The 24,829-nt window shown below is 40.8% G+C and carries 17 protein-coding genes; 8 read left to right on the top strand and 9 right to left on the bottom strand.

Going from position 1 to position 24,829, the window contains the following annotated elements; translation table 11 throughout:
• Nucleotides 1–31 precede the first annotated feature (31 nt).
• Together L641_RS0115905 and L641_RS0115900 are read left to right on the top strand one after the other, a co-directional pair.
• The gene (locus tag L641_RS0115905; protein ID WP_008463923.1) at nucleotides 32–241 is read left to right on the top strand and encodes a cold-shock protein; all 210 of its coding nucleotides are present in this window, start codon (nucleotides 32–34) and stop codon (nucleotides 239–241) included.
• 184 nt (nucleotides 242–425) lie between these two features.
• Nucleotides 426–635 (top strand): cold-shock protein, encoded by a 210-nt coding sequence (locus tag L641_RS0115900; protein ID WP_007377377.1) that lies wholly within the window; start codon nucleotides 426–428, stop codon nucleotides 633–635.
• A 102-nt stretch (nucleotides 636–737) separates the two neighbouring features.
• On the opposite strand, the gene L641_RS0115895 is transcribed toward L641_RS0115900, so the two are convergent.
• The 4 genes from L641_RS0115895 to L641_RS0115880 all read right to left on the bottom strand — a co-directional run bounded on the left by L641_RS0115895 (nucleotide 738) and on the right by L641_RS0115880 (nucleotide 6,601).
• Entirely contained in the window at nucleotides 738–1,394 is a 657-nt protein-coding gene (locus L641_RS0115895; protein ID WP_016899984.1) for a class I SAM-dependent methyltransferase, read from the bottom strand.
• Between the two features lie 9 nt (nucleotides 1,395–1,403).
• On the bottom strand, nucleotides 1,404–5,054 hold the full coding sequence (locus L641_RS0115890; protein WP_024602427.1) for an AAA family ATPase: 3,651 nt from the start codon (nucleotides 5,052–5,054) through the stop codon (nucleotides 1,404–1,406).
• Nucleotides 5,051–6,298 (bottom strand): exonuclease SbcCD subunit D C-terminal domain-containing protein, encoded by a 1,248-nt coding sequence (locus L641_RS0115885; RefSeq protein ID WP_024602426.1) that lies wholly within the window; start codon nucleotides 6,296–6,298, stop codon nucleotides 5,051–5,053. Before L641_RS0115885 ends, L641_RS0115890 begins: the two co-directional genes overlap by 4 nt.
• 66 nt (nucleotides 6,299–6,364) lie before the next feature.
• Nucleotides 6,365–6,601, bottom strand: coding sequence for a hypothetical protein (locus L641_RS0115880; protein WP_013462818.1), 237 nt, complete (start codon nucleotides 6,599–6,601; stop codon nucleotides 6,365–6,367).
• Nucleotides 6,602–7,029: 428 nt separating this feature from the next.
• Between L641_RS0115880 and L641_RS0115875 the strand changes: the two genes are divergently transcribed.
• The 4 genes from L641_RS0115875 to L641_RS0115855 all read left to right on the top strand — a co-directional run bounded on the left by L641_RS0115875 (nucleotide 7,030) and on the right by L641_RS0115855 (nucleotide 11,721).
• Nucleotides 7,030–9,474: a M1 family metallopeptidase gene (locus L641_RS0115875; RefSeq protein WP_024602425.1), complete on the top strand. Its 2,445-nt coding sequence runs from the start codon at nucleotides 7,030–7,032 to the stop codon at nucleotides 9,472–9,474.
• Nucleotides 9,475–9,476: 2 nt separating this feature from the next.
• Nucleotides 9,477–9,971, top strand: coding sequence for a DUF6702 family protein (locus L641_RS0115870; protein WP_016899988.1), 495 nt, complete (start codon nucleotides 9,477–9,479; stop codon nucleotides 9,969–9,971).
• A 251-nt stretch (nucleotides 9,972–10,222) separates the two neighbouring features.
• Nucleotides 10,223–10,831, top strand: a complete 609-nt coding sequence (locus L641_RS0115865; RefSeq protein WP_024602424.1) for an HAD family hydrolase — start codon at nucleotides 10,223–10,225, stop codon at nucleotides 10,829–10,831.
• A 164-nt stretch (nucleotides 10,832–10,995) separates the two neighbouring features.
• Nucleotides 10,996–11,721 (top strand): YebC/PmpR family DNA-binding transcriptional regulator, encoded by a 726-nt coding sequence (locus L641_RS0115855; RefSeq protein WP_013462824.1) that lies wholly within the window; start codon nucleotides 10,996–10,998, stop codon nucleotides 11,719–11,721.
• 668 nt (nucleotides 11,722–12,389) lie between these two features.
• Here the strand turns inward: L641_RS0115855 and L641_RS0115850 are convergent.
• Entirely contained in the window at nucleotides 12,390–14,567 is a 2,178-nt protein-coding gene (locus tag L641_RS0115850; RefSeq protein WP_024602423.1) for a malate synthase G, read from the bottom strand.
• A gap of 239 nt (nucleotides 14,568–14,806) precedes the next feature.
• Here L641_RS0115850 and L641_RS0115845 point away from each other — a divergent pair, with 239 nt between their 5' ends.
• Nucleotides 14,807–16,408: an isocitrate lyase gene (locus L641_RS0115845; protein ID WP_013462827.1), complete on the top strand. Its 1,602-nt coding sequence runs from the start codon at nucleotides 14,807–14,809 to the stop codon at nucleotides 16,406–16,408.
• Nucleotides 16,409–17,104: 696 nt separating this feature from the next.
• On the opposite strand, the gene L641_RS0115840 is transcribed toward L641_RS0115845, so the two are convergent.
• The 3 genes from L641_RS0115840 to L641_RS0115830 form a co-directional block, all read right to left on the bottom strand.
• Nucleotides 17,105–19,123: a S9 family peptidase gene (locus L641_RS0115840; RefSeq protein WP_024602422.1), complete on the bottom strand. Its 2,019-nt coding sequence runs from the start codon at nucleotides 19,121–19,123 to the stop codon at nucleotides 17,105–17,107.
• Between the two features lie 154 nt (nucleotides 19,124–19,277).
• Nucleotides 19,278–20,012, bottom strand: a complete 735-nt coding sequence (locus L641_RS0115835) for a 5-oxoprolinase subunit PxpA (RefSeq protein WP_024602421.1) — start codon at nucleotides 20,010–20,012, stop codon at nucleotides 19,278–19,280.
• Nucleotide 20,013: 1 nt separating this feature from the next.
• On the bottom strand, nucleotides 20,014–21,825 hold the full coding sequence (locus L641_RS0115830; protein ID WP_024602420.1) for a glycoside hydrolase family 3 protein: 1,812 nt from the start codon (nucleotides 21,823–21,825) through the stop codon (nucleotides 20,014–20,016).
• Nucleotides 21,826–22,144: 319 nt separating this feature from the next.
• On the opposite strand from L641_RS0115830, the gene L641_RS0115825 reads away from it, so the two are divergent.
• On the top strand, nucleotides 22,145–23,623 hold the full coding sequence (locus tag L641_RS0115825; protein WP_051385876.1) for a sensor domain-containing diguanylate cyclase: 1,479 nt from the start codon (nucleotides 22,145–22,147) through the stop codon (nucleotides 23,621–23,623).
• Here the strand turns inward: L641_RS0115825 and L641_RS0115820 are convergent.
• Nucleotides 23,610–24,746, bottom strand: a complete 1,137-nt coding sequence (locus L641_RS0115820) for an ISAs1 family transposase (RefSeq protein ID WP_024602346.1) — start codon at nucleotides 24,744–24,746, stop codon at nucleotides 23,610–23,612. The genes L641_RS0115825 and L641_RS0115820 overlap by 14 nt on opposite strands.
• Nucleotides 24,747–24,829 lie beyond the last annotated feature (83 nt).

Raw genomic sequence — 24,829 nt, 5'->3', positions numbered from 1 at the left:
AAATTTTTTATTATTTTTTTAGGATATTATTATGTCTAATACAACTACTGGTACAGTAAAATTTTTCAATGAAGCAAAAGGTTTTGGTTTTATTGAGCAAGAATCTGGCGCAGACGTTTTCGCACATTTCAGTGCTATCTCTGGCGACGGTTTCAAAACATTAGCCGAAGGCCAAAAAGTACAGTTTACTGTAACGCAAGGTCAAAAAGGCCCGCAAGCTGAAAACATCGTTTGCATCTAAATAGTTTTAATTGATGGGTTAGTGTTAACCCATCAATATTTATAAGTTTGAAAGAAGTTTTGTTTTATTTGTTAGTACCCCGTTGTTTTAGTAATAATCCTACGCGATATCCTCAAGTTAACTATTTTTTCGGCTCAATCGCCTCTTTTCAGGCACACTTTAATTAATTTTTAGGATACATATTATGTCTAATACAACTACTGGTTCAGTAAAATGGTTTAACGAAGCAAAAGGTTTTGGTTTTATCGAGCAAGAATCTGGCGCAGACGTTTTCGCACATTTCAGTGCTATCTCTGGCGACGGTTTTAAAACGCTAGCTGAAGGCCAACGTGTACAGTTTACTGTTACTCAAGGTCAAAAAGGCCCGCAAGCTGAAAACATCGTTTGCATCTAATTATAGAAGGAGTGGGCTTTAAAGCGCACTCACTCCGCTTAAACTAGTGTTAAGCAATAAAGCTAATATCATTATGATATTAGCTTTTTTTTTGACAAAAATTTATACAACGTAACCGCTAAAGCCAAGTGCTTTAAAATAAAGCTTTGGAATACCAAATCCACATTCATTCAGTAGTTCACTAAAGCGCATACGATCTAGGGGGTAAAACTCTCTTTCGAGGTTATGCCCCATTTGAGTTTTGCCAGCTTCAGTTAAGCCTAATTGAGCACAGGTGTTTAATTGTGACTCACGCTCAAATGTTGTTTCTGGGCGCATTAAATCAGCAATGTAAAGATTCGCTCCTTTTTTAAGGTTAGTTTTAATGCTTTTAAGAATTTGTTTTTTGTCGCCGTTATCTTCTACAAAATGCATCACCAGTAAACATAATACGGCGTCTGCTTTCGCTTTTACTTTATCAACTGGGCTACATTCAATAGTGACACGGCTATCAATACCTTGCTCTGCAAAGCGCTGTTTTGCAATATCGAGCATATCACTGGAGGTGTCTTGGGCAGTAAACTGCCATTTAGGATTTATTTGTGCTAATGCTAATACTTCCTTACCTGTGCCGGCACCAATCACTAAAATGTGTGCATCGTCGCTTAACGTGGTTTGCAGTTGTGCATTGGTTAGTTGATGAAGTAGCTCATAGCCTGGGACTAAACGGGTAATGCGGTTATCATATTCTTGTGCTTCTTCGCCTTTGAAAGTGGGCATGCTGTCTCCTTAAATTACGTTTATGGTGGAGTATCCACCCGGTTTTTTAGCGACATGAATTTGCGTAGCAACGCGTTCGCTCATTTCACTTACATGTGAAATTACACCGACCTTTCTACCTTGCGCTTGCAATGAATCTAGCGCGTCCATGGCAATACTGAGTGTTTCACTATCTAGTGTTCCAAAGCCCTCGTCAACAAATAACGAGTTAATTTGCACTTTGTTCGAAGATAGTGAGGCAAGTCCCAGTGCTAATGCCAACGACACTAAAAACGATTCACCGCCAGATAGCGTATTGACCGAGCGTTGTTCATCGGCCATATCGCGGTCGATAATGGCTATATCAAGTGACTCAGCAATTGCAGTGAGCTCATAACGCTTGTTAAGGGTTTTTAAATGGCTATTAGCATAATGCAGCAATATTTTGAGTGTTTGTGTTTGCGCTAAATTACGCATTGTTTTACCTGTGGCATCACCTAGTACTTTATTAAGTAAATGCCATTGGTCAACCTGTTGCTTGAGCTGGCTCAGTTCAGCTTGTTTGCCCTCAAGCGCTTTTGCATTTTGGTTGTGCTGCTCAATCGCGGTGTTGATGGTGAGTAAGCTATTTTGCAATTGTGTTTGCTGGGTATTTAAGTGGTTTTGTTGCTCAATTAGCTGTGCTTCGCTTTGCGTTGGCTGATTATTTTGTTGATGCTGTTCATTAGCTTGTTGCTGTTGCTTTAACGCGGCACTGGCATCAACGACTGCTTGCGATAGTTGCTCGCCTTGTTTTAACTGAGTTTTAATATCGTCGTTGCTGATAGTTAGTAAAAATGTGACTTGCTCATGACTGATATCGCCATGAAGGATGTTAAATTCTTTAAACCAGTCGTTGTAACGCGTTTCAAGCATCACTAACTCTTGGTGGTTATCTGCCAGACGATGCTCAAGGTTTTTAAGCGTGATGGCGTGTTCATCGCGCTGTTTTACGGCACTGTCGTGTGCTTGTTGGCTGGCACTTAATTGGTTTTGGCAGTGCTCTAGCTGTGCTGACAGTTTAGCTTGGTAGTCATCGGCGCTAATAGTTTGGTTATCAAACAAGGCTAAGCGCTGTTGCTGCGTATTATTGTGCTGTTGCTGTGTTTGAGTTAATTCTTCATTGAGCGTGTTAACTCGCTGCTCTGCTTTGGTTATAAGCGGTGTTAGTTGTTGTAACTGTACATTGGCGCTGTCGAATTGTTTTTGACTTTGTTCAAGCTGTGCTTGGATTTGCTGATATTGTTCTACCTGCTGAGCTAAATCGCTAAGCGGTAACGAGCCTGCTTGCAATGCGTGCCAAAAATCACTGTGTTTAAAATGTAAATTGAGCTCTTTTATAAGCGCTTCGCTTTGAGTTGCTAGTTCATCGCATTTGTTATTAAGCTGAGATTGCTGATTGCTCAGCTCAACATGCTGTGTATTTAATTGTTGCTGTGTCGCTTGTTCTTTTTTAACTGTGCTTTGCAGCTGGTTAACAGTTTCTTGCAAATTACTGAGCTGTTTTTGCGCCGAAAAATACTGTGTTTTTTGTTCACTTAATTGCTTATAAGTTTCATCAAGCTGCTCAACTGTTAACTCATTAAGCTCGGTTTTAGCCGCTTGCATGGTATTTTTAATTTCCAGCATTTTGGCTTGTGCATCACTAATGGCTTGGCTGTACTGAGCATGCTCTGCCACCAAAACCGCGTGTTGTGTTTGGTGCTGATGAAGCTGTGTTTGAGCATCTTGGTGTTGCTGCTTTTCGTTATTATATGCATTTTCAAAGTCGGTTATTAGGTTTGTAAAAGGTTGGCTTTGATTGCTCGCGAACGGGTGCTCTGTAGCCCCACAAACGGCACACGACTCATTTGGAACCAGTTGTGCGCGTAAATGCTCAACATGCTCACTGGCACGAAGCCTCGCTTGATTAAGCGCTTGCTCTGCGTGTTTAAGTGCCTGCTCTTTGCTGGTTAAATGCGTAAGCAGCGTAGTTTTAGAGTGTTCACTGTGGCTGAGCTTTTCTGCCACATCACGTTGCTGTTGCACCGTGTGTTTTAATTCTTGGTTAAACTGCTTATAGCGTGTGCGCTGATCTTTTAAATAATCAATGTTTTTAAGCTTAACGTCGCATTGTTCAATGTTAAATTGAGCGTGCTGCTGGTTTAGCTTATTTAGGCTTTGCTGCTGCGTTGTAAGCGTTTGCTCTGCTTGTTCGAGTTGTTTATTTTGCTCGCTAAGTTTTGCTGTGAGTATTGTTTGTTGCTCTGCGTGAGCCTGAGCTTGCTGCTGGGTTGTTTTTAGTTGTGTCTGAGTATTAAAAAACTGCTTAAAACTATGATGAAAATAGTTCCAATCAGTTGCCAATGGCTTTAATTGACTCTGCTCGTTCAACCAGTGCTGATGCCCTGTGATTTGAGTTGTGGCTTGCTCTGCACTTATTTTGTTTTGTTGTAGCTGCTGTTGTAAATCACTTAATTGTTGCTGCTCTTTGGCGCTTTGTTGAGTCAGACTTTTTATAGTTTGGTTATATATTGCTAATTGGCTGTCGAGCTCTCGCGCTTTTGCAATCAGAGGCTCTGCTGTTAGCTTTTGTTGTTTTGCTGTATCTAATTCGTTTTGCTGTTTTTTAACGTTACTTGCTTGCTCGGTGATCAGCGAGTTGTGATCAAGCTCGTTTAATTGTTTTATTTGTGTATTTAACTGGCTATTTTGTGCTGTTAAGCTTTCACAGCGCTGGCGGTTATCTTTAATTTCAAGCGCACTTTGCGCTTGTTTCGCTTGCTCCGTTTGCGCTTTAACAGCATTGAGTGCGGCATGTGCTTGTTGCTCGTTTTGCTGAGCATTTTTTAATGTCAGCTCCAAGCTATGTGCTTGCTTATACCAATTAACGCCTTGCTCTGTCGTTGCTAAAGTTGTTTTAGTGTGTTCAATTTGTTGTTTTAAATCAGCCAGCGTTTGTTGTTTTTCACTCAGCTCATCGTCAGACAATAACGTATAACTGGCTAAACTTGCCGTTAGTAATTCAAATTTATCTTTAATAGCTTTGTTGCGCTCAAATATACGCTGCCCTATTCGACTAAATTTATCGGTGCCAGTCAGGCACTCTAAAAGCTGCGCGCGCTCATCGCCAGTGGCTTTTAAAAAGGCGGCAAACTCATGTTGTGCTAGTAACACCGCACGCGAGAACTGCTCAAAGGTCAAACCTATTTTATTTTCTATGGCTTTTAAGGTGCCACTTTTGTCAGCAATTAAGGTTTCATCGGGTAGGCTATGTAAAGTATGTTCGGCCACTTTAAGTTTGCCGGTTACTTTTTTATGCGTACGTTGAATACTATAACGTGCTCTGTAAAGCTGTTGGTCTTGGCCACTAAAATCTACTTCGGCGTACCCTTCCCATTTGCCACGGCGCAATAAATTGCGGGCATCGTTAAGCTTAATGTTATCGCCATTAAAATCAATTAGGTTACCTTTATCGCCTTTCAAACGCGCAGTTTTAGTATAAAGTGCTAAGCAGATAGCATCGAGTACGGTGCTTTTTCCTGCGCCGGTGTCACCTGTAATGGCAAAGAGGCCTGCGTCTTTGAGTGGTGAGGCTAAAAAGTCGATTTCGGCATCGGCAATAGAGGCTAAATTATGAATACGAACAGCCGTTATTTTCATAGCAGTTGCTCCTGTTCAAGTTCTTCAATTACGTTGGTTAACAGTGCTTTTAATTCATTGGGCACGGTCGCTGCGGCCATATCTTTATCATTATTAAATGCTTGTTCGAGTAAGCTAATTGGGTTGAGCATTTCCACAAAACTTAAATCTTCAAATACCGTTTCTGAGGAATTACTCATTTGCTGGTCACGAACTCGCTCTATGCCACAAAAATTAACCTGTTTTCCTTTAAGTGCTTGCTCGATTTGTTCTCGAAAGGTGGTATCGATATCACTTGATTTAAGTTTTACTCGCAAGTAAGGAGCAATGTCGTATTGCTCTGTATCGAGTGCTTTTATTTGCTCACACAGCTGCGCTAAAGGCACACATTCTCCTTCAGGAAGTACAATGACTTCAGCTAAGCGCGGAATGTAAAGGGGGTTTACAGTGGTGTTTAACGGTTGGTTTTTTTGCTCGCTAAATTCAACCACATTTACTTGATGGGTATACTTTCTCTCTGAAAACGACATTGGAATAGGCGTGCCGCTGTAACGTATTTGCTCATTTTTAGCTACTAGTTGTGCTTTATGTAAGTGGCCTAGTGCGACGTAATTGGCTTGCTTACCAAATACCGACGCTGAAATAGCTTCTTCACCGCCAATGACCAAATTACGTTCAGAGTCACCGGAAATATTACCGCCTTTTGCATGCAAATGACCCATAACAATTAAAGGCGTATTTTCAGCGTTAAGTGTTAGCGCATGTTCAAGAGCAAGTTCATAGGCTTTTGCAACGCCCTGTGCGTAACTGGGGCCATTTTCGGTTTGGCTAAGCGTGCTTATGTCACTGGTGCGTAAAAAAGGCATAGCGAGTACCACAGCGCGTTTATCATCGTTATTAATCGTTATTACAACGTCACTGGGTTTAGCAGGATCAAACCGCCCTACCACATGAGTATCAAACTGGGCTAATAAGGGTTGTGCAGCCAAAATACGATTAGCGGAGTCATGATTACCCGCAATAATAACAACGTGTAATTGTGGGCACTGGGCTTTGGCGTTTTTTATAAATTGATAGAGTTGGTTTTCGGCGCTAGCACTCGGTGTGGCAGTATGATAAATGTCACCTGCAACAAGCAATAAATCGATTTGTTGGTTAACGAGGGTGGTTAACAGCCAAGAGAAAAAAGCATGGTGTTCATGACGGCGATCATGTTCATAAAATTGCTGACCTAGGTGCCAGTCTGAAGTGTGAAGAACTTTCATTTTGCGCTCTTAAAAAACCATAAGAGCGCCAATATACCCAAGGCAATTAAAGATGCAAGTATCGCTTTAGGTTAAAGTATACCAAGCTATAAAAATAACGGGCAAAGCAGCGAGCGCGATTGTTAAAGGCCACTTTAATGCTTTGGCTTTTTTAGCTTGTAATACTTGCAGTGCATTAGTTTCATTACAAGCAGCGACTTTATCAATATACAGATAACCCGAGTTTATATACTGCTTACAATTTTGCACGTCTGCTGGTATTGCAATTAGTTTTTGCTGCTTTTTTAGGACATAAAAATCCATAAACTCACCACACTTGTTACGACTAGTTAGAACAAAAAATATTTGAGAGAAACGCTAAAAAAATGCTCTCAAATTAAAAAAGTGGGCGATTCTAATTACAAACCATAGTAAAGATCAACCTAAAACTGCGTTATTTAGCTTTTTTAATGAAAATAGCTGTGTTTTTTGCTTTTATCTCTACTTTTAGTGATAGCCAGTGTGTTTTGTAAACCCCCTTTACAGTTTTGTTTGGCGTATTAATTGCCTTTGTTTTTTTATTCAATTTCTGACGAAATGTCCGTTCTTTTTTGTTGTATAAAACGCTATTTATTGTATTTACAAAAAGGTGGGGAATATCACCCTATAAAAGCAGGGTTTTATCGCTATTTTATTGAAGCTAAGCTGTAAATTTGTCACAGTAGCGTTACTAAAATCGATCAGGATTAACAATGAAGAAAAATTTATTTACACTGAGCGCGTTTGTATTGCCTTTGGCAATGGCAAGCACTGTGCTTGCCTCATCTGTTGAGCAAACTAAAGGCAGTTATGTTGATAAGTTTCGTCAACTAGATGAAGCTTTACCTACGCCTAATGTTTACCGCAGTGCAGCAGGTGCCCCTGCTGAAAATTATTGGCAACAACGCGTTGATTACGATATTGATGTAAAGCTTGATGAGCAAAAGCGTCGCTTAACGGGGAGTCAAACAATTGAATATAAAAATAACTCTCCGCATACATTAAAGTATTTATGGCTTCAGCTTGATCAAAATATTTTTAAAAATGACTCAATTGCAGAAACCACGCAAACATTTAAAAGTACCCTACAGAACGAGCCAGATGCAAAGCCTGCTAAGTTAAGCTTAGGTGATTTACGTCGTCAGCAATTTATGGACGATAATGAACTGGGTTACACCATTAGCAATGTTAAAGATGAAGATGGTAAAGCACTGCGCGTGACTGTGGTTGATACCTTAATGCGCATTGATTTAAATACCCCACTTAAACCCGGTAAGGATGTTGAGTTTAGTATGGACTTTGCGTTTAACCTCGTTGAAGAAGACGCGGTAGGCGCACGTGCAGGTTACGAGCATTTTGAAGAAGACGGTAACGATATTTTCTTGGTTGCACAGTGGTTTCCTCGCTTAGCGGCTTACACCGATTACGAAGCATGGACAAACAAACCGTTTTTAGGTAGTGGTGAGTTCACTTTAGAGTTTGGTGACTACGATGTTGAAATTACGGTTCCTGCGGATCATATTGTATCGGCAACTGGTAAGCTTGATAACCCAAGCTCGGTATTGACCAGCACTCAGCGCAAGCGTTTAAAAGAAGCTGAAACAGCAAAACGCCCTGTGTTTGTTGTTACCGAAGAAGAAGCGCTCGAAAACGAAAAAGCCGGTACAGACAAAACAAAAACATGGCATTTTAAAGCAGAAAATGTTCGTGACTTTGCTTGGGCATCATCACGTAAATTTATGTGGGATGCTAAAGGTTACCAGCAAGGTGGTGATGAACAACCACTCGTTATGGCGATGTCGTTCTTCCCTAAAGAAGGTGGCGACTTATGGAAGAAATACTCAACTGAAGCGGTTGTACACACGATGGAAGTGTATTCACAGTATTCATTTGATTACCCATACCCAACTGCGCAGTCAGTTAATGGCCCTGTAGGGGGTATGGAATACCCAATGATCACTTTTAATGGCCCACGTACAGATTTACAAGACGATGGTACACGCACTTACTCTCAAGCAGAAAAACGCTTTTTAATTGGTGTTGTTATCCATGAGGTAGGTCATATCTACTTCCCAATGATTGTAAATTCAGATGAGCGCCAATGGACTTGGATGGATGAAGGCTTAAATAGCTTTTTAGACGGTGTTGCTGGGCGTGAATGGGATCCAACGATTCCATGGGGCGTTGAACCACGTGACATTGTTGCTTACATGAAGTCAGAGACTCAAGTGCCTATCATGACGCAATCAGACAGCGTGCTACGTTTAGGCCCTAATGCCTATACTAAACCTGCTGCGGCATTAAATATTTTACGTGAAGTGATTTTAGGGCGTGAATTATTTGATTTTGCCTTTAAAGAGTACGCTCAGCGCTGGAAGTATAAACGCCCTACTCCCGCTGATTTTTTCCGTACTATGGAAGAAGCCTCAGGTGTTGATTTAGATTGGTTCTGGCGTGGTTGGTTCTACACCACAGACCATGTTGATATCTCGCTTGATAAAGTATATCAATTACGTTTAGACACCAAAAATCCAGATATCGACTTTAAACGTTTACGTGATATTGAAGCGAATAAGCCAAGTTCATTATTTGTTGAGCGTAATCGCGCTGAAGGTAAACAAACGTGGGTTGAACAAAATCCAGATGTGACAGATTTTTATGACGAAAACGATCGCTTTACCGTTACAAACAAAGAGCGTAATACGTACAAAAAGTTTTTAAAAGGCTTAAAGCCGTGGGAGCGTAAAACACTTGATCGCGCGCTTGAAGAAGACAAAAACTACTACGTGATGGAGTTTTCAAACCTCGGTGGCTTAGTGATGCCAATTCTTTTAGAGCTAACGTATGAAGATGGCACTAAAGAGGAACGTTATATTCCTGCAGAAATTTGGCGTCGTAATCACAAAAACGTACAAAAGCTGATTATTACCGACAAAAACAAACCGCTTACCTCAGTAACGGTTGATCCAGGCTGGGAAACAGCGGATGTTGATGTAGAAAATAACCACTACCCACGTCGTATTATTCCTTCGCGTATTGAAGTGTATAAACGTGAAAAGAGCAAGGCAAAAGTAAGCCGTGATATTATGCAAGATATCAAAACAGAGCTGAAAAAAGACGAGCCAAAAGACGAAAAAAATAACGACGAGGACCAATAATAATGCGCTTTTTGCTTATTATTGTTTGTTTTTTAATTGCTGCGCCAAGTATGGCGCATCAATTAAAATCATCCGTTACAACGGTGTTATTTAATCAGCGTACGCACAACATTGAATTGATGCATCGTTTTTATTTACATGACACAGAGCATGCTGTTGGTAACTTGTTTAAAGGCAAAGTGGATATTATGAGTAACAAGCGTGACCAAAAACGCTTTGCCAAGTATGTTGAATCTCATGTTGCCTTACAAACCTTGAGCGGTGAGCCCCTCACCCTTAATTATGTAGGTGCACAAGTGGATGGTAAGTTTTTTTGGGTGTACCAAGAAGCTGCTATTCCCGATGAGATTGAGGGCATTAGAATGAGTCATGGTGCACTGCGTGATTTGTGGCCTGCACAAGTGAATATGGTGAATGTTGAAGGGCGAGGACAGATAAAAACCTTAAACTTTAGCCAAGACGATACCTGGCTTGAAGCGAAATTTGAGCCGAAATAACCACTATTATTGCGCACCTTTAGAGGGTGCGCACTTTCCTTTATAGCTGATCGAGTTAATTAATTGCATCGTAAAGTCTTTACTATACCAGTTATACAAACCCAAACTATTACGTTATCAAATGAGCTATAATTAAATTTCAATGGACTGAGCTGTTTTTTATATGTTTATTGATATACTTTTTATTAAAGGTTTAGATAACCTAAGCCAAACCTAGCATACTGAGCTAATTATTTAGCGCAAGGAATGAAATGAAAACGCAAATTGAGGCAATCAAAGGTGTTATTTTTGATTTAGACGGAACTTTAGTATCTTCAGAATTAAACTTTTCATTGATAAAAGCCCAAGTAGGTTGCCCTGCAGAGCAAGACTTACTCGATTACATAGAACAACTGCCTTCCCCCTATATGCGTGAAGAAGCAATGAATATAGTGCATCAGCATGAGTTGTTAGATGCGCAATCGGCTAAGCTTCTACCTGGCGTTGTAGAGGCTGTTAAAGCGCTACAAGCTAAAAACATACCTATGGCCATTGTTACACGTAATTTTGATAAGGCGGCGACATTAAAGTTACAGAATAACCCGCTACCAATAGAAACAGTACTCACCCGAACAGACGCACCAGCAAAACCCGATCCGAGCGCTTTATTAACGGTTGCAACTCAATGGGAAATGCCGGTTGATAATGTGATTTATGTTGGTGATTATTTATACGACATACAAGCGGCGCACAATGCTAATATGCGTGCCTGTTTGTATGCACCTGATGTGACCCCCGGGTATGCCGAACAAGCCGATTTTGTTATTCATGCATTTGATGAGTTGGTGTCATTAATTGACAATTACGCTGAAAAAAGTTGAGTTATGTTAAATTGAGCTTTGTTTTATTTGTTTAATAACATAATGGGTATTATTTAAATTAATACCCAGCTGCTTTTGCACAGCATAGCATGTTGAACCACTAGCCCAATACGGTTTGAATTGGTAAAATATCGCAAACCAAATGTATTCAATAGAGGCACAAGATGGGCAGAGCATTTGAAGTCCGCAAAAGTTCGATGGCTAAAACAGCCAACGCAAAAACTAAAGTAAATTCGAAGTACGGTAAAGAAATTTACGTTGCAGCCAAAAGTGGTGAACCCGATCCCGATGTAAATCAAACATTGCGCCGCTTAATTGAAAAAGCAAAAAAAGACCAAGTTCCTGCGCACGTAATCGAAAAAGCAATTGAAAAAGCAGCCGGCGGGGCAGGGGAAGATTACTCTTCAGCCCGTTACGAGGGTTACGGCCCTGGTAATTGTATGGTGATTGTTGACTGTTTAACCGACAACCCAAACCGCACAATTAAAGATGTACGTTTACCGTTTACTAAAACAGATTCAAAAATAGGTACGCCTGGGTGTGTTGCACATATGTTTGATCACCTTGCTGTTTTAGGATTTGCGGGCGATGACGACGAAGTTGTGTTAGAAGCCCTCATGATGGCTGACGTTGATGTAACCGATGTAGAAGCCGAAGATGGCAAGGTATCGGTGTTTGCACCGCATACTGAGTATTTTAAAGCTAAAACGGCACTGGAAGAGGCATTTGAAGGCATTAACTTTGAAGTTGATGAAATTACCTTTGTGCCACAAGTACATGTTGAAATTACTGACGAAGAAGTTATTGCCAACTTTGATAAATTTATCAATATGCTTGAAGATTGCGATGACGTACAAAATGTTTATCACAACGCGACCATTAAAAATTAATTCGTAGCGATCTGAATAGTGATTATTCACTAGCGTTATAAAAAATTAGCTTAGGGTCTGTTGACCTTTGCGGATTAAAATTTGTTCAAACTAGGGGCGGTTTAATCGCGGCGCGAGGTTTGTAACCTAGTGGGCTAAGTAAAAACCGAGCAAAGCTTCCGCGTCCTGCTCACGCCCCTTACCTACATCCATGTAGGCAACAAAGAGTAAATCGCCCCTAGGCAGAACCCGAAGGGCAGCGCCTGTTTGGCATTGATGCTGCGTTATCGCCTATTTATGGGGAATAACCACATTATACCCAAATTGCCTTAATATACAGAATTCAGCGTTTCACAGGGACTTAATATCAAGGCGTTCCCTTTGCAATAATGGTCCTCCCTTTTAAAAAGGAACAACGAAGGGAGTAAGTTCCTGTGAAACGCCCTACGGGTTGGTTTAAAAGCTATTTATGCTGCGTTATTGATTTTAACAAGGGAATAACCATTATTTTCAATCAATGCCTTGTCAAAATAGCTTTTAATTCCAACTGAAACTCGCAGATTAAGGTAATTTGGGTATAGATAGGCTCTGCCTTGTCTAAATACCAAACAGACTGCTGTAAATTTAACCTTGAAAGGTCAACAGACCCTAGTAAAGCTGATTTTTTTATTTTTAGGTTAAGTTTTAAGTTAGTGCTGTGCTTTATATTTCAAGCGGTAGCTGTGTAGTAGCGGCTCTGTGTAACCGCTCGGTTGACTAACCCCTTCAAATACCAGTGCTAAAGCAGCTTGATACGCAATACTTTTAGCTAATGTCTGCTCATTAGTTGCCATTGGCGTGTAAAGGCTGTCATGCTCGTTTTGGCCATCAACAACCTTAGCCATTTTTGCCATCACTTTTTGTACTTGCTCTTTGCTACATACACCATGATGTAGCCAGTTGGCGATATGTTGGCTTGAAATACGTAAGGTGGCTCTGTCTTCCATTAAACCAATATGATTAATGTCAGGCACTTTAGAGCAGCCTATTCCTTGGTCAATCCAACGTACTACGTAGCCTAAAATACCTTGCGCGTTGTTTTCAAGCTCGCTTTGAATATCTTCTTTTGATAGCGTTTCAGGGTTTGGCATGAGCGGCGGTGTAAGTAAGCTCTCTAGGCTTGCTATTTGACGCGTGGCAATGCTTTGCTGCAGGCTAAATACATCAACATCATGATAATGCATTGCGTGTAATGTGGCGGCAGTAGGGGAGGGCACCCAAGCGGTATTTGCGCCAGATTGAGGGTGCGCTATTTTTTGCTCCATCATCATTGCCATTTTATCTGGCATTGCCCACATACCTTTACCAATTTGCGCTTTATGGCTTAAGCCACAGGCTAGGCCAATATCAACGTTGCGATCTTCGTAAGCGCTGATCCAAGGCTGTGCTTTAATAGCCGCTTTCGGCAGCACAACACCCGCTTGCATTGAGGTATGAATTTCATCGCCAGTGCGGTCTAAAAAGCCAGTGTTAATAAACACAACACGCTCTTTTGCTGCATGAATACATGCTTTTAAGTTGGCTGATGTACGACGTTCTTCATCCATAATACCCATTTTAAGGGTGTTTTTAGGCAAGCTCAGCGCCTCTTCAACCATACCAAACAAGGTATTAGCAAAGGCGACTTCATCAGGGCCATGCATTTTCGGTTTTACAATATTAATACTTTGCGCGGTTGAATTTTTAATCGTGTTTTTAGTGTTTAAATCGTGCAAAGCAGCTGTTGCGGTGAACATGGCATCCATAATGCCTTCAAACACATCATTGCCGCTTACATCGGTAATGGCTGGATTTGTCATTAAATGTCCCACGTTACGCACAAACATCATACTGCGCCCTTTGAGGGTCATTTTTTGGCCATCAAGACCTGTATATTGTCGGTCAGCTTGTAACGTGCGGTCGACCATTTTGTCGCCTTTTCTAAACGTTTCAACCAAGTTGCCTTGCATTAAACCAAGCCAGTTTTTGTAAACTTGTACTTTATCTTCTGCATCCACTGCGGCAACCGAGTCTTCACAGTCCATAATGGTTGTTAGTGCGGCTTCTAGCACCACATCTTTTAACCCTGCTTTATCAGCTTGACCAATAGGGTGGTGATGGTCTATTTGCAGCTCAATATGCAATCCATTGTTTTTAAGTAAAATAACACTCGGGTTTTGTGCTTCACCTTGATAGCCAATCAGTTGCTCAGGGTTTTTAAGTGTGGTGTGCGAACTGTCGCGCAGGGTAATAGCAAGGGCGCCGTCAACAATAGAATAGTTAGTACTTTCAATATGCGAGCCATTTTCAAGCGGTAATGCTTTGTCTAAAAACTGCCTTGCGTAAGCCATTACTTTAAAGCCACGAACAGGGTTGTATTGGCTGCCTTTTTCGGCGCCGTCGTCTTCGCTTAATACATCGGTTCCATATAAAGCATCGTACAACGACCCCCAACGTGCATTAGCTGCATTAAGTGCAAAGCGTGCATTACTAACCGGCACTACTAGCTGTGGCCCTGCAGTCAACGCTATTTCTGGCTCTACATTTTGAGTTTCAATACTAAAATTTTCAGGCTCATCAACTAGGTAGCCAATATCTTTTAAAAACGCTTGATACTGAGCTTGGTCAGCATTTTTATTTGCAAGGTGGTAGTCATCAATTTGCTTTTGTAGCTGTTCACGCTTAGCCAGTAGTGATTTGTTCAATGGTGTAAGTGTTTGCACTATGTGGGCAAAGCTTTTCCAAAACTGGTGTTCATCAAGATGGGTACCAGGTAATAATTGTTTTTTAACAAATTCAGCAAGTTGCTTATCAACGCTGAGTCCTGAATGGGTGAGAGTGTGGCTCATAATTAATATCCTTAAACGGTCCGACAGTGTGCAATTTTTTATATGCGTACACCTACCATATCGCAAAAAAGTGGCTTTGAATGCTTTTTAGTCATTCACTGTATGTATAGCCGCAATAAAAACTATAAATTTACTAAATCTAAAAAATAAGCCTAATGTTTAATTAAGCGCTACAGAGCTAACGTGATGTAGTCACTCTCTCAACAATAAATATTAATACCCGTTCGAAGGACTTTATTATGACAACATATCAAGGCGAAACAGATACACTAGCAACATTATGCCAATCACAAGGCAGTGCATGGAAAACAATTAATCCTGAATACGCAACACGTATGCGTTTACAAAATCGTTTTCGCTCTGGTGTTGATATTGCACAATTTACAGCAGACATCATGCGTGAAGACATGGCTGCATACGATAAAGACACAAGCCAGTACACACAGTCTTTAGGTTGTTGGCATGGTTTTACTGCCCAACAAATGATGATGGCAATTAAGCGCCATCAAAAAACAACTAAGCGCAGTTACGTGTACCTAAGCGGTTGGATGGTTGCAGCGCTTCGCTCTGAGTTTGGTCCTCTTCCAGATCAAAGTATGCATGAAAAAACATCAGTACCGGCACTTATCGAAGAAATCTATACCTTCTTAAAGCAAGCGGATGCACGTGAACTTGACCACTTATTTAATGAACTAGACGACGCAAAAGCAAACGGCGGCGACGTTCAAGCAGTACTTAACAAAATTGATAACTTTGAAACGCACGTTGTACCAATTATTGCTGACATTGATGCCGGTTTTGGTAACGAAGAAGCAACTTACCTACTAGCTAAAAAGATGATTGAAGCGGGTGCATGTGCTATCCAAATCGAAAACCAAGTATCAGATGCTAAGCAATGTGGTCACCAAGCAGGTAAAGTGACGGTTCCACATGAAGACTTTTTAGCAAAAATTAATGCAGTGCGTTACGCGTTCCTAGAGCTAGGTATTGATAACGGTATTATCGTTGCGCGTACCGATTCACTAGGTGCAAGCCTTACGCAAAAAGTACCGGTTTCAAAAAAACCAGGTGACTTAGCAAGCCAATACAATGCATTTTTAGAAACAACCCCAGTAAACAGTGTTGATGACTTAAATGAAGGCGAAACAGCAATGAAGCTTAATGGTCAGCTTTGTAAGCCAACACGCCTAGACAATGGTTTATACCAGTTCCGCGAAGGCACTGAAAAAGACCGTGTAGTACTAGATTGTGTAACGAGCCTACAGTCAGGTGCGGATTTACTGTGGATTGAAACAGAAAAACCACATGTAAAACAAATTGCTGAACTCGTTAATCGCGTAAAAGAGCAAGTACCAGATGCTAAATTAGTATACAACAACTCACCATCGTTCAACTGGACGCTGAAGTTCCGTGAGCAAGTATACCAAGAATGGCAGGAAGAAGGTCGTGACCTGAGCGCTTACCCAAGTCTTGATGATAACAAAGCGCTTATGGCTCCAGAAATGGATGCAACAGAGCTTGCAGCAGCCGCTGACTTATTAGTACAAAACTTCCAACGCGATGGTGCACGTGAAGCGGGTATTTTCCACCACCTAATCACGTTACCAACGTACCACACAGCAGCATTAAGCACAGATATTCTATCTGAAGGTTACTTTGGTGACTTAGGTATGCTGGCTTATGTACGTGATGTACAGCGTCAAGAAATCCGTCGTGAGCAAGCGTCTGTTAAACACCAAGACCTTGCAGGCTCAAACATTGGCGATACACACAAAGAGTACTTCTCAGGTGAGAATGCACTTAAAGCCGGTGGTGAAGCTAACACCATGAACCAATTTTAATTCAACTAGATAGTGTTACTTAAGGGCCGCAAGGCCCTTTTTTTATGCTTGCATAAAGGCAAAATTTAATAGATCAGTATTTTACTAGCCATTTGGTTAGTGAGATTTTTCAATGCAATGCAGGTTAAAAGTGTAAATAAAATTTAAAGGATGTTTATGCTCGGCTGGAGGGCTTGATAGTCTGGTTACGCTTTAACACGTATAAGCACGATAAATTAACTGTTTTTGCCGTATATAGATCAGAGTTTAACTAACTGAGTTAAAGCAGATCACGATTTAACTAGCTGCTCTTAATACAGATCAGATTTTAACTAACCATGCTAATAACGGCCATTTTTTATTATTAAAGAGGGGAATTTGTCTTTCTAACCCACAATTTGACCACTTAAACGATTAATTTAAAGGTTTTAGGCAGGTATCGAGAGAGTAATAAACCGATTTTTTACTAACTGCTGCAGCTTATAAAACATTTTTTTACTAACTGAGGGCTTATAAACAGTGACTCAAACCGATTTTTTACTAACTCACAGCACTATTTCTTCTATAAACCGATTTTTTACCAACTCAGTCTGAAGCTAAGTCCGATATTTAGTTTGAGTATGTAAGGGGTTACTTACATTATTGCTGTAAAGGGGGTTTACACTTGTGAGCTTCGAGCAACGAGCTTATATAGCTCGTCACTCATAACTCTGCGTTTTATTTCGAATGCTTATCAAACCACCATTGAATATATGCCACTTTGGTCATTAAGTTAGATGGACGGGCAGTAATACCATGTGAGGCGTTTGGAATACGCACCATCGCAGTATCAACTCCCTGCAATTTTAAGGCTTGATAAAACTGCTCTGTTTCTGAAATAGGCGTACGGTAGTCTGCCTCACCCGTGAGTAACATGGTTGGGGTTTTAACATTGCCAACATAACTGATGGGTGAGCGTTTCATGTAATGCTCAATATGATCCCAAGGTTTGCCCGGAAACCAATAATCGGCAAAGAAAGGATAGAAGTCGGCAGTGAGTACAAAGCTGATCCAATTAATTACTGGTTTGGCAACAACAGCTGCAGCAAAGCGATCTGTATGACCTACAATCCAAGCAGTTAATACACCGCCGCCAGAGCCACCGGTTACAAATAACTTAGATTCATCAATAAACCCTTTTGCAATAAGCGCATCAACCCCAGTCATTAAATCATCGTAATCATTGCTTGGGTAATTATGATGGATGGTTTGCGCAAACTCTTTACCGTATGAATCACTACCACGTGGGTTCATGTATAAAACCACGTTCCCTCTAGCGGCAAATAGTTGTACTTCGGCACTAAAGTGCGGGCCATAATTAGCAACAGGGCCACCGTGAATTTCAAGCACCAGTGGGTATTTTTTTGATTTATCAAAACCCGGCGGGTAAGCAACCCAGCCTTGTATTGGTAACTCATCATGGCTTGATTTTAACCATAACTCTTCAACCTTGGCGAGCTGTTTAGTTTGTAGTGCATCTGAGTTTAAATCGGTTAAACGCTTTACTGTACCTCTCTTTATTGTAGCTACATCAGCAGGGCGCTGGGTATCAGCCAGTGTAAACGCAATGTCACCATTTTCACTAATATCAAAATCACCACCAGAATAAGGGCGACCAAACGCCACACTGCCTATTTTTTCGGTAATCACCTTACGTTTACCACTTCGAGGTTGATAAGCCAGCGCAGTTTGCCCTTCATCGGCATAGCTAAAATAAAGCCCTTTTGAGTTCGCGCTCCACTTAATTTGGCCAACACTTCTATCAAAATCGGTGGTTAGGCTTTGAGTATTCCCTGTTTTTAAATCGCGAATATAGAGTTGGGTGTTTTCGTAATTAGTACGCTTGTCGTCATACCCTGTATAGGCAAGGTATTTGCCATCAGGTGACACTTTAGGTTGTTGATCAGGCCCATTACGCTCAGTTAGAGGGAAAATGGCTAGCGAGTCTAAATCGAGTTGATAGAGCTCAGTGTTAGTGGGCTTCAATTCATTATTTTCATTGCGATTAGCAGAAAAATACAATGTTTTACCGTCTTTACTAAAGCTGACTTCCCCACCATTATTAAAATTATCGTTGGTGAGTTGTTGAGCATTACCGCCATTGGCATCAAGTGTAAATAATTGACTAAACCCTTTTTCAGTATAACCCCCTCCATCGGCACGATAATAAACATCGTCAATATATTTAGCAGGCTCTGCCCACGTGGCACCTTTTGGTTTTCCAGGTAAGCTGACAGGCGCAGACGCCGCCATTGGAACAAACATACTAAACACCAGCTGGTTTGAATCAGGAGTCCAAGTTAGTGAGCTTGGATTGCTAGTTAAATTACTAACCTTAGCGATAGCCCCTGTTTTTAACCATTTAATATATATTTGGTTGCTACCATCTCGGTTTGATATGAAAGCAAGTCGCTGTCCGTCAGGAGAGACTACTGGCGAGTAATCCATATATACACCAGAAGTTAATGGTTGTAGTTGCCCTGTGCTGTAATCAACAGACCAAATATTGGCTACTTTACGGTCGGTTTTAATATCCATGCGGTTGCGGACAAAATACACGGTTTTACCGTCTTCTGTTATGTCTATTTGGTTGGCATATTCAAGATTGAAGATATCTTGAAGTTGTAATGTATCGGTATTGGCAACAGCTAATTGACTGCTGCCCAGTATAAGACTCATAGCTAAAAGCGTTTTCATTATTTATCCCTGTTTTAAATCACTGCTCTATTTATAGGGTAGGAGAGGGATAATTAACAGTCAGATGCGACGAAGCCAGTATTTAAAACTACCAATGAATGAAGGTGATAAAAGAAAGTAAAAGCTGTAAAGGGGGTTTACAGCTTAGAGGAAGTTATACGCTTGCGCTGCAAAGTGCCTTAATGTCTTCAATAAGCGCAACACCTTGGGCGTTATCACCGTGCACACAAATACTATCGGCGTTAAGTTTTAACGATTTTCCTGACTGGGTAGTCACACTGTTACTGGCCAAAAGCTGTTTAACTTGTGCCAATAATGCTGCTTTATCATGCACACTGCCTGCTATATTTCGTGCTACGAGGTGCCCTTGATCTGTATATAGCCTGTCTGCGAACGCTTCTAAAACAAGCGTTAGTCCAAGGTGACGTGCCATTGTATGGTGGTGTTTAGCATCGGCCGTGGCAAGTATCATTAATTTTAGATCAGCAGGGTAACTGGCAACCGCGCCCATCACAGCACTAAGTAGTGGCTGGTGTTTCATCATGTCGTTGTAAAGCGCACCATGGGGTTTGACATAACGAAGGGTTAATCCTTGTGCCTTTGCCATACCATCAAGAGCAGCTATTTGGTAGTGTAAACACTGAGTGAGCTCGGCCACACTCAGGTTCATTGAGCGTCTGCCAAATCCTTGTTTATCGGGGTAGCTTGGGTGAGCGCCAATCATAACATTATGCTGTTTAGCGAGCTTAAGAGTATTGGCCATAACGCTAGGATCGCCCGCATGAAAACCACAGGCAATGTTTGCCATATCAATATGCGGCATTACTTGATCATCAAGCCCCATTTTCCACGCGCCAAAGCTTTCACCTAAGTCACAATTGAGTTTCATATTAGTGGCTCTTTGATTGTTTAATAGTTACCGGTAAGCTGCCTTTAGCAGGGGCTTGACCGAGTAATACTTTAGCAAGTGCTGTAAATGCAGGCCCAGATACTTGCTCGTTTTTGTCTACGTCAATATTATAAGCATATGAAGCTAATACTGCATCGGCAGAATCGCCAAACTGAGCAATATCATAAGGGGCTCGCAAACTAATAAACACGGTGGGTATTTGTTGCTTGTTAGCCATTTTAAGTAATGATTCAAGTGCTTTAGGTTGCTCTGCGTTATTGAGGGCAAAGTCTGGGTTATCGGCTAAATCATCCATCCCGCCAATTTCCACCGCGCTTTGATTAGGCGTGGCATTTCCGGCAATAATAATATCAGCTTGGTTTATATTTCGCTGAGCATCGATTGGGTCAAAACCTTGTAAACTGCTACAGCTATAAACTAATGCGTGTGAGCTGAGCGCCATTATGGCTTGTTGTATGGCCATACATTTACGCGTATCGGGCATAATAATATGAATGTGTTGGCCAGCAGTAAGCTTAAGTGGCAAGGTGTTGTTGTTATTTTTTATTTGGGTGATCGCCGCTAATGCCAGTGACGCTTCTAATTCGCGATGTGCTTTATTACCAATAATGTGCTTAGCATTGGCTAATGCTTTAATGGGATCAGGAAAAGCGTTTAATTTAAATTTACTTTTAAGTGAGGTTATACGCTGTGCCGAATGCGCAATTTCCTGTGCGTTTAGTTGCTCTGATTTAACCGCATTGACTAATGACTCAATGAGAGCATCGAGCTTTTTAATGTCATCTGGCGTTCTAATCTCTATTGGCATCAGCGCAATATCAACCCCAGCGGCAAAGGTGTTTATAATTGCTTGAGTTGGACTAAAAAAGTGACTAATACCTGCCATATCAAGTGCATCGGTTACCACCACACCTTGATAGTTAAGTTCTTTACGTAGAATATCGGTCATGATTTTACGCGACATTGTCGCGGGCTTGATCATTTGCTTACCGTCTACATTGGTTAATGTACTGCTATCAAGCTCAGGGTATTGAATATGCGCAGTCATTACCATGCCCGGACTATGCTGCTCAATAATGTGTTTAAAGGGCGCTAAATCTTGTGCGTAAATCACCTCTTTTGAATGCATCACTTTAGGCAAGCCAGTATGACTATCTACATTGGTGTCGCCATGCCCAGGAAAATGCTTTAGTGCGCTAATAATGCCATTTTTTTCAAATTCACTAACTTGTGCGGCACCTAATACTGCTACATCATTTGGGTTTTCACTAAAAGAGCGGACATTAATGACAGGATTGTCTGGGTTCATGTTTACATCAACGGTTGGCGCGTAATTTACATTAATCCCCAATGCTGAAAGCTCCGTGGCAAGAACATTCGCGGTTTGGGTGGCGAAATAAGTGCCATGCTCTGGATAGGTGGCGCCAATTGACATATTACCGGTAAATGAAGTGGCCACATCACGTGGCAGTCGTGCTACGCGTCCACCTTCTTGATCAATTGAAATAAAAAGCGGTAAGCCTGATTTAGAGTGAGACGCCGCTTGTTGCAGTTGCTGATTAAGGTTAATTATTTGCTCTATGCTTTGGGTGTTTTCGGAAAATAAAATAACCCCACCAATATCATAACGGCTAATTGCTTTAGCAAGTTCATCAGGTAGCTCAGTGAGTGCCGTTCTACAACGCTCACTGCTTCCTTGATGGCAAAAATAGCGTAAATCGAGCATGAGCTTTTGCCCAAGTTGCTGCTTAAGTGACAGTGCAGGATCGGCAAAAGAAGATTTTAGTGGCATAAAACATCCGATTAAAAAAACAGAAGACGACAACAGATACTTATTTAGCAACACACACCTCAAGCTAAATAAAAATAAAGTACACGCAGCTTAACTATTATTGAGCTTAACTGCAAAACTCAACATACATAATAAATGTCATTTTATTATTCCAAAAATAACAAAAATTAGGCTACTTAGTTTAATTTCTGTATTATGTGCGCGTGCAATATAGCAGTCGTTTTATTTACTCAGAGTGATATTCAATTTGCGTTTTCCTTTTCAAACTACCTTAAAATTAAGACAACTCATTTTATTTTTAGCGCTTTCGGCCGTTGTTATTGCGCTAGGCAGTAGTTTTTATCTTACTTATCAAGTACAAAAAGAGCAGTTGATTAATTACACCCTAAAAAGTAATTACGCTTATGCTAATAAACTGGCCTCAGCAACGAATAATTTTTTAGAGTCTGCACTTCAACAGTTGGCATATTCTGCAAAAATAATAGAAGCAGATCTTGATAACAATGTATTGTTAGAGAAGGAAGTAAAGCGTCTTCATTTGCAAACCAATAGTTTTAACTCAGTTGTTATTAACAAAAATGGTATAACGGTGGCAACCTCACCTTATTTACCGAATGTGCTCGGCGTCACATCTTCTTCTATTGGTGCGCAGCAAGCACTTGCAAAAAAACAACCACTGGTCAGTTACCCTTATATCTCACTTGAAAATAACTTAGTGATTTTTATTTCAAGTCCATTTTTTGATAAAAACGGCAAATATATGGGCTATATTGGAGGAACGCTATATTTAAAGGAGTCTAATATTTTAAGTGAACTATTAGAGCAGCATTACTATTCTGGTGGTTCGTACATTTATGTTGTAGATGCGAACAAAAAACTAATTTACCACCCTGATAGCAAACGTATTGGTGAACAGGTCAATAATAATTCAGTGATCACTGCTGTGTTAAGTGGCTCCTTAGGGAAAGAATTAGTAAAAAACAGTGACAATATATCTATGTTAGCAGGGTATGCCCCTGTAGAAATAGCCAACTGGGGAATAGTTGCTCAGCGTCCATTAAAAGACACACTCGCCTATTTAGATGTGTTGGGGATCGAGATTTTTAAACGTATCACTCCTTTAGTACTTATGATGTTACTAGCTATTGCTCTTTTAGCGCACTTTATTTCAAGACCTTTAAAGCTCTTAGCTGACAGCTCACATTTATTAAATGACGAAAATAATGTTAATAAATTAAAAGACATTAAATCATGGTATTTTGAAGCGCAGCAACTTAAAGCAGCAATGTTAGAGGGAGTGAATACATTGCAGTTACAAATGGGGCAATTACGCCAAGATGCACTCACCGATCCGCTAACTGGTGCGCATAATCGGCGAGGTTTGTATTTATTGTTAGATAAATTAATTCAAAAACAGATCCCCTTTGCGGTTCTAGAAATAGATATCGACTTTTTTAAACGGGTTAATGACACTTTTGGCCATGATGTGGGCGATGAGGTACTAAAAACTTTAACGTGTGTGATCAAGCAGGTATCTCGCAAAGATGATATTGTCGCGCGAACAGGTGGCGAGGAATTCTTACTTATATTACCGAACGAAAATAGCGATAGCGCGTTTGTTATTGCTGAGCGGTTACGTAATGAAGTGGCGAATACACCGATGGCCAAAGTTGGTTGTATAAATGTCTCCATCGGCATTGCTACATGGCCGCAGCACAGTGATGATATTGATCAAGTATACAAATGTGCTGACAAAGCGCTCTATCATGCAAAAGAAACCACGGCTAGCGCATTTTAATCCCAGATTCTAACAGGGTTGAGCGATAATCATCGTCTAGCCCTGCCATTTTCTTTTTTCTCGCCATACTGGCTGTTTTAGTTGTATCTTGTTTAAATAACGCCATGGCTATTTTTCTCATTACGTTAAAAACAAGGGGTCCTTGCTTCTTACGGATTCTTGATTCATCTTCCCTAAAGTTCATATCCAACATCCAATGCATACTTTCAACCTGCCAGTGGCTTCGTACCGCATTAAGTGCTTGCTCCGCACCTAACGCTAACGAACTAATATACCAACGCGTTTCTATCGTGTCTGTACCTGATGATTTATCGTGAACCTCAGCGGTTACTTGAATAACACTCTTTAAGCCAGACCATTGGTAGATTTTATCTAACCAGCTTTTATCAATAAGCAATTGCTGACAAACCCTTGTTTCAATGCGCCCATGCCCTGAGCTTATTTCGGTATGTTTATCATAGTTGCTATTGGTCAATCCTTCGCGCTCACTCTTGTGCCACCAAGCTTCTAATTCACTCTGCATACCTGAATGGTTACCTTTGAGCGCTAGGATATAATCAGCTTTTTGTTTAATTATTTGTTTCGCTATTTCTTGCTGGCAGCCCATAGCATCAAGTGTAATGATGCTATTTTCAATATCTAGCATGGTGAGTAACTCAGGTATGGCTGTGATTTCATTTGTTTTGCTATCAACGGCTGTTTGCCCTAAAACTAACTGGTGTTGGCAGCTCCATGCACTGACGGTATGTAAAGCACTTTTTCTATCTTTGGTTGTAAATGAACGACGTGCAGTTTTTCCATCCATAGCAATAATATCAGCACCCGTGGTTTCAATAAGTGAAGATATCCAAGATTGAAATGCATGCTCTATTTCATCTGATTTTAACCGACAAATGACACGGGCTATGGTGTCGTGTCTTGGAATACCCGCGTTGAAAGCGCCATATCTTTTTAACCAATCAAGTTTTAGATGCCCAAAGTCTTCAATATCCTCCCATCCTTGTGCACCGGAGATTACTGCACTAATGGCTAAAAGGAGAATATCGATAAGCTCATGCTTTTTACAGCGTTCAATGCGAGGATCGGTAATTGAATTAAAGTGTTTCAGAAAAGTAGCGCTCATATTTTACGTGACCAAGGTGATTATTATGTCTTGATCTGATCACTACATATTCTATAAGTTCAATTTATAATGATCTTGCCGTG

Source organism: Pseudoalteromonas sp. TB41, from assembly GCF_000497975.1.
GTDB lineage: Bacteria > Pseudomonadota > Gammaproteobacteria > Enterobacterales > Alteromonadaceae > Pseudoalteromonas > Pseudoalteromonas tetraodonis.
The sequence above is the reverse complement of the archived record's forward strand: the minus strand, read 5'-3'. Positions and strand labels throughout refer to the sequence as shown.

What these genes read in the sequence shown, in the direction of transcription:
- L641_RS0115905 (WP_008463923.1), top strand. Translation starts at nt 32, where the DNA reads ATGTCTAATACAACTACTGGTACAGTAAAATTTTTCAATGAAGCAAAA.
- L641_RS0115855 (WP_013462824.1), top strand. Translation starts at nt 10,996, where the DNA reads ATGGGCAGAGCATTTGAAGTCCGCAAAAGTTCGATGGCTAAAACAGCC.
- L641_RS0115835 (WP_024602421.1), bottom strand. Translation starts at nt 20,012, where the DNA reads ATGAAACTCAATTGTGACTTAGGTGAAAGCTTTGGCGCGTGGAAAATG.
- L641_RS0115820 (WP_024602346.1), bottom strand. Translation starts at nt 24,746, where the DNA reads ATGAGCGCTACTTTTCTGAAACACTTTAATTCAATTACCGATCCTCGC.
- L641_RS0115900 (WP_007377377.1), top strand. Translation starts at nt 426, where the DNA reads ATGTCTAATACAACTACTGGTTCAGTAAAATGGTTTAACGAAGCAAAA.
- L641_RS0115830 (WP_024602420.1), bottom strand. Translation starts at nt 21,825, where the DNA reads ATGCCACTAAAATCTTCTTTTGCCGATCCTGCACTGTCACTTAAGCAG.
- L641_RS0115845 (WP_013462827.1), top strand. Translation starts at nt 14,807, where the DNA reads ATGACAACATATCAAGGCGAAACAGATACACTAGCAACATTATGCCAA.
- L641_RS0115865 (WP_024602424.1), top strand. Translation starts at nt 10,223, where the DNA reads ATGAAAACGCAAATTGAGGCAATCAAAGGTGTTATTTTTGATTTAGAC.
- L641_RS0115840 (WP_024602422.1), bottom strand. Translation starts at nt 19,123, where the DNA reads ATGAAAACGCTTTTAGCTATGAGTCTTATACTGGGCAGCAGTCAATTA.
- L641_RS0115885 (WP_024602426.1), bottom strand. Translation starts at nt 6,298, where the DNA reads ATGAAAGTTCTTCACACTTCAGACTGGCACCTAGGTCAGCAATTTTAT.
- L641_RS0115890 (WP_024602427.1), bottom strand. Translation starts at nt 5,054, where the DNA reads ATGAAAATAACGGCTGTTCGTATTCATAATTTAGCCTCTATTGCCGAT.
- L641_RS0115875 (WP_024602425.1), top strand. Translation starts at nt 7,030, where the DNA reads ATGAAGAAAAATTTATTTACACTGAGCGCGTTTGTATTGCCTTTGGCA.
- L641_RS0115850 (WP_024602423.1), bottom strand. Translation starts at nt 14,567, where the DNA reads ATGAGCCACACTCTCACCCATTCAGGACTCAGCGTTGATAAGCAACTT.
- L641_RS0115895 (WP_016899984.1), bottom strand. Translation starts at nt 1,394, where the DNA reads ATGCCCACTTTCAAAGGCGAAGAAGCACAAGAATATGATAACCGCATT.
- L641_RS0115880 (WP_013462818.1), bottom strand. Translation starts at nt 6,601, where the DNA reads ATGGATTTTTATGTCCTAAAAAAGCAGCAAAAACTAATTGCAATACCA.
- L641_RS0115870 (WP_016899988.1), top strand. Translation starts at nt 9,477, where the DNA reads ATGCGCTTTTTGCTTATTATTGTTTGTTTTTTAATTGCTGCGCCAAGT.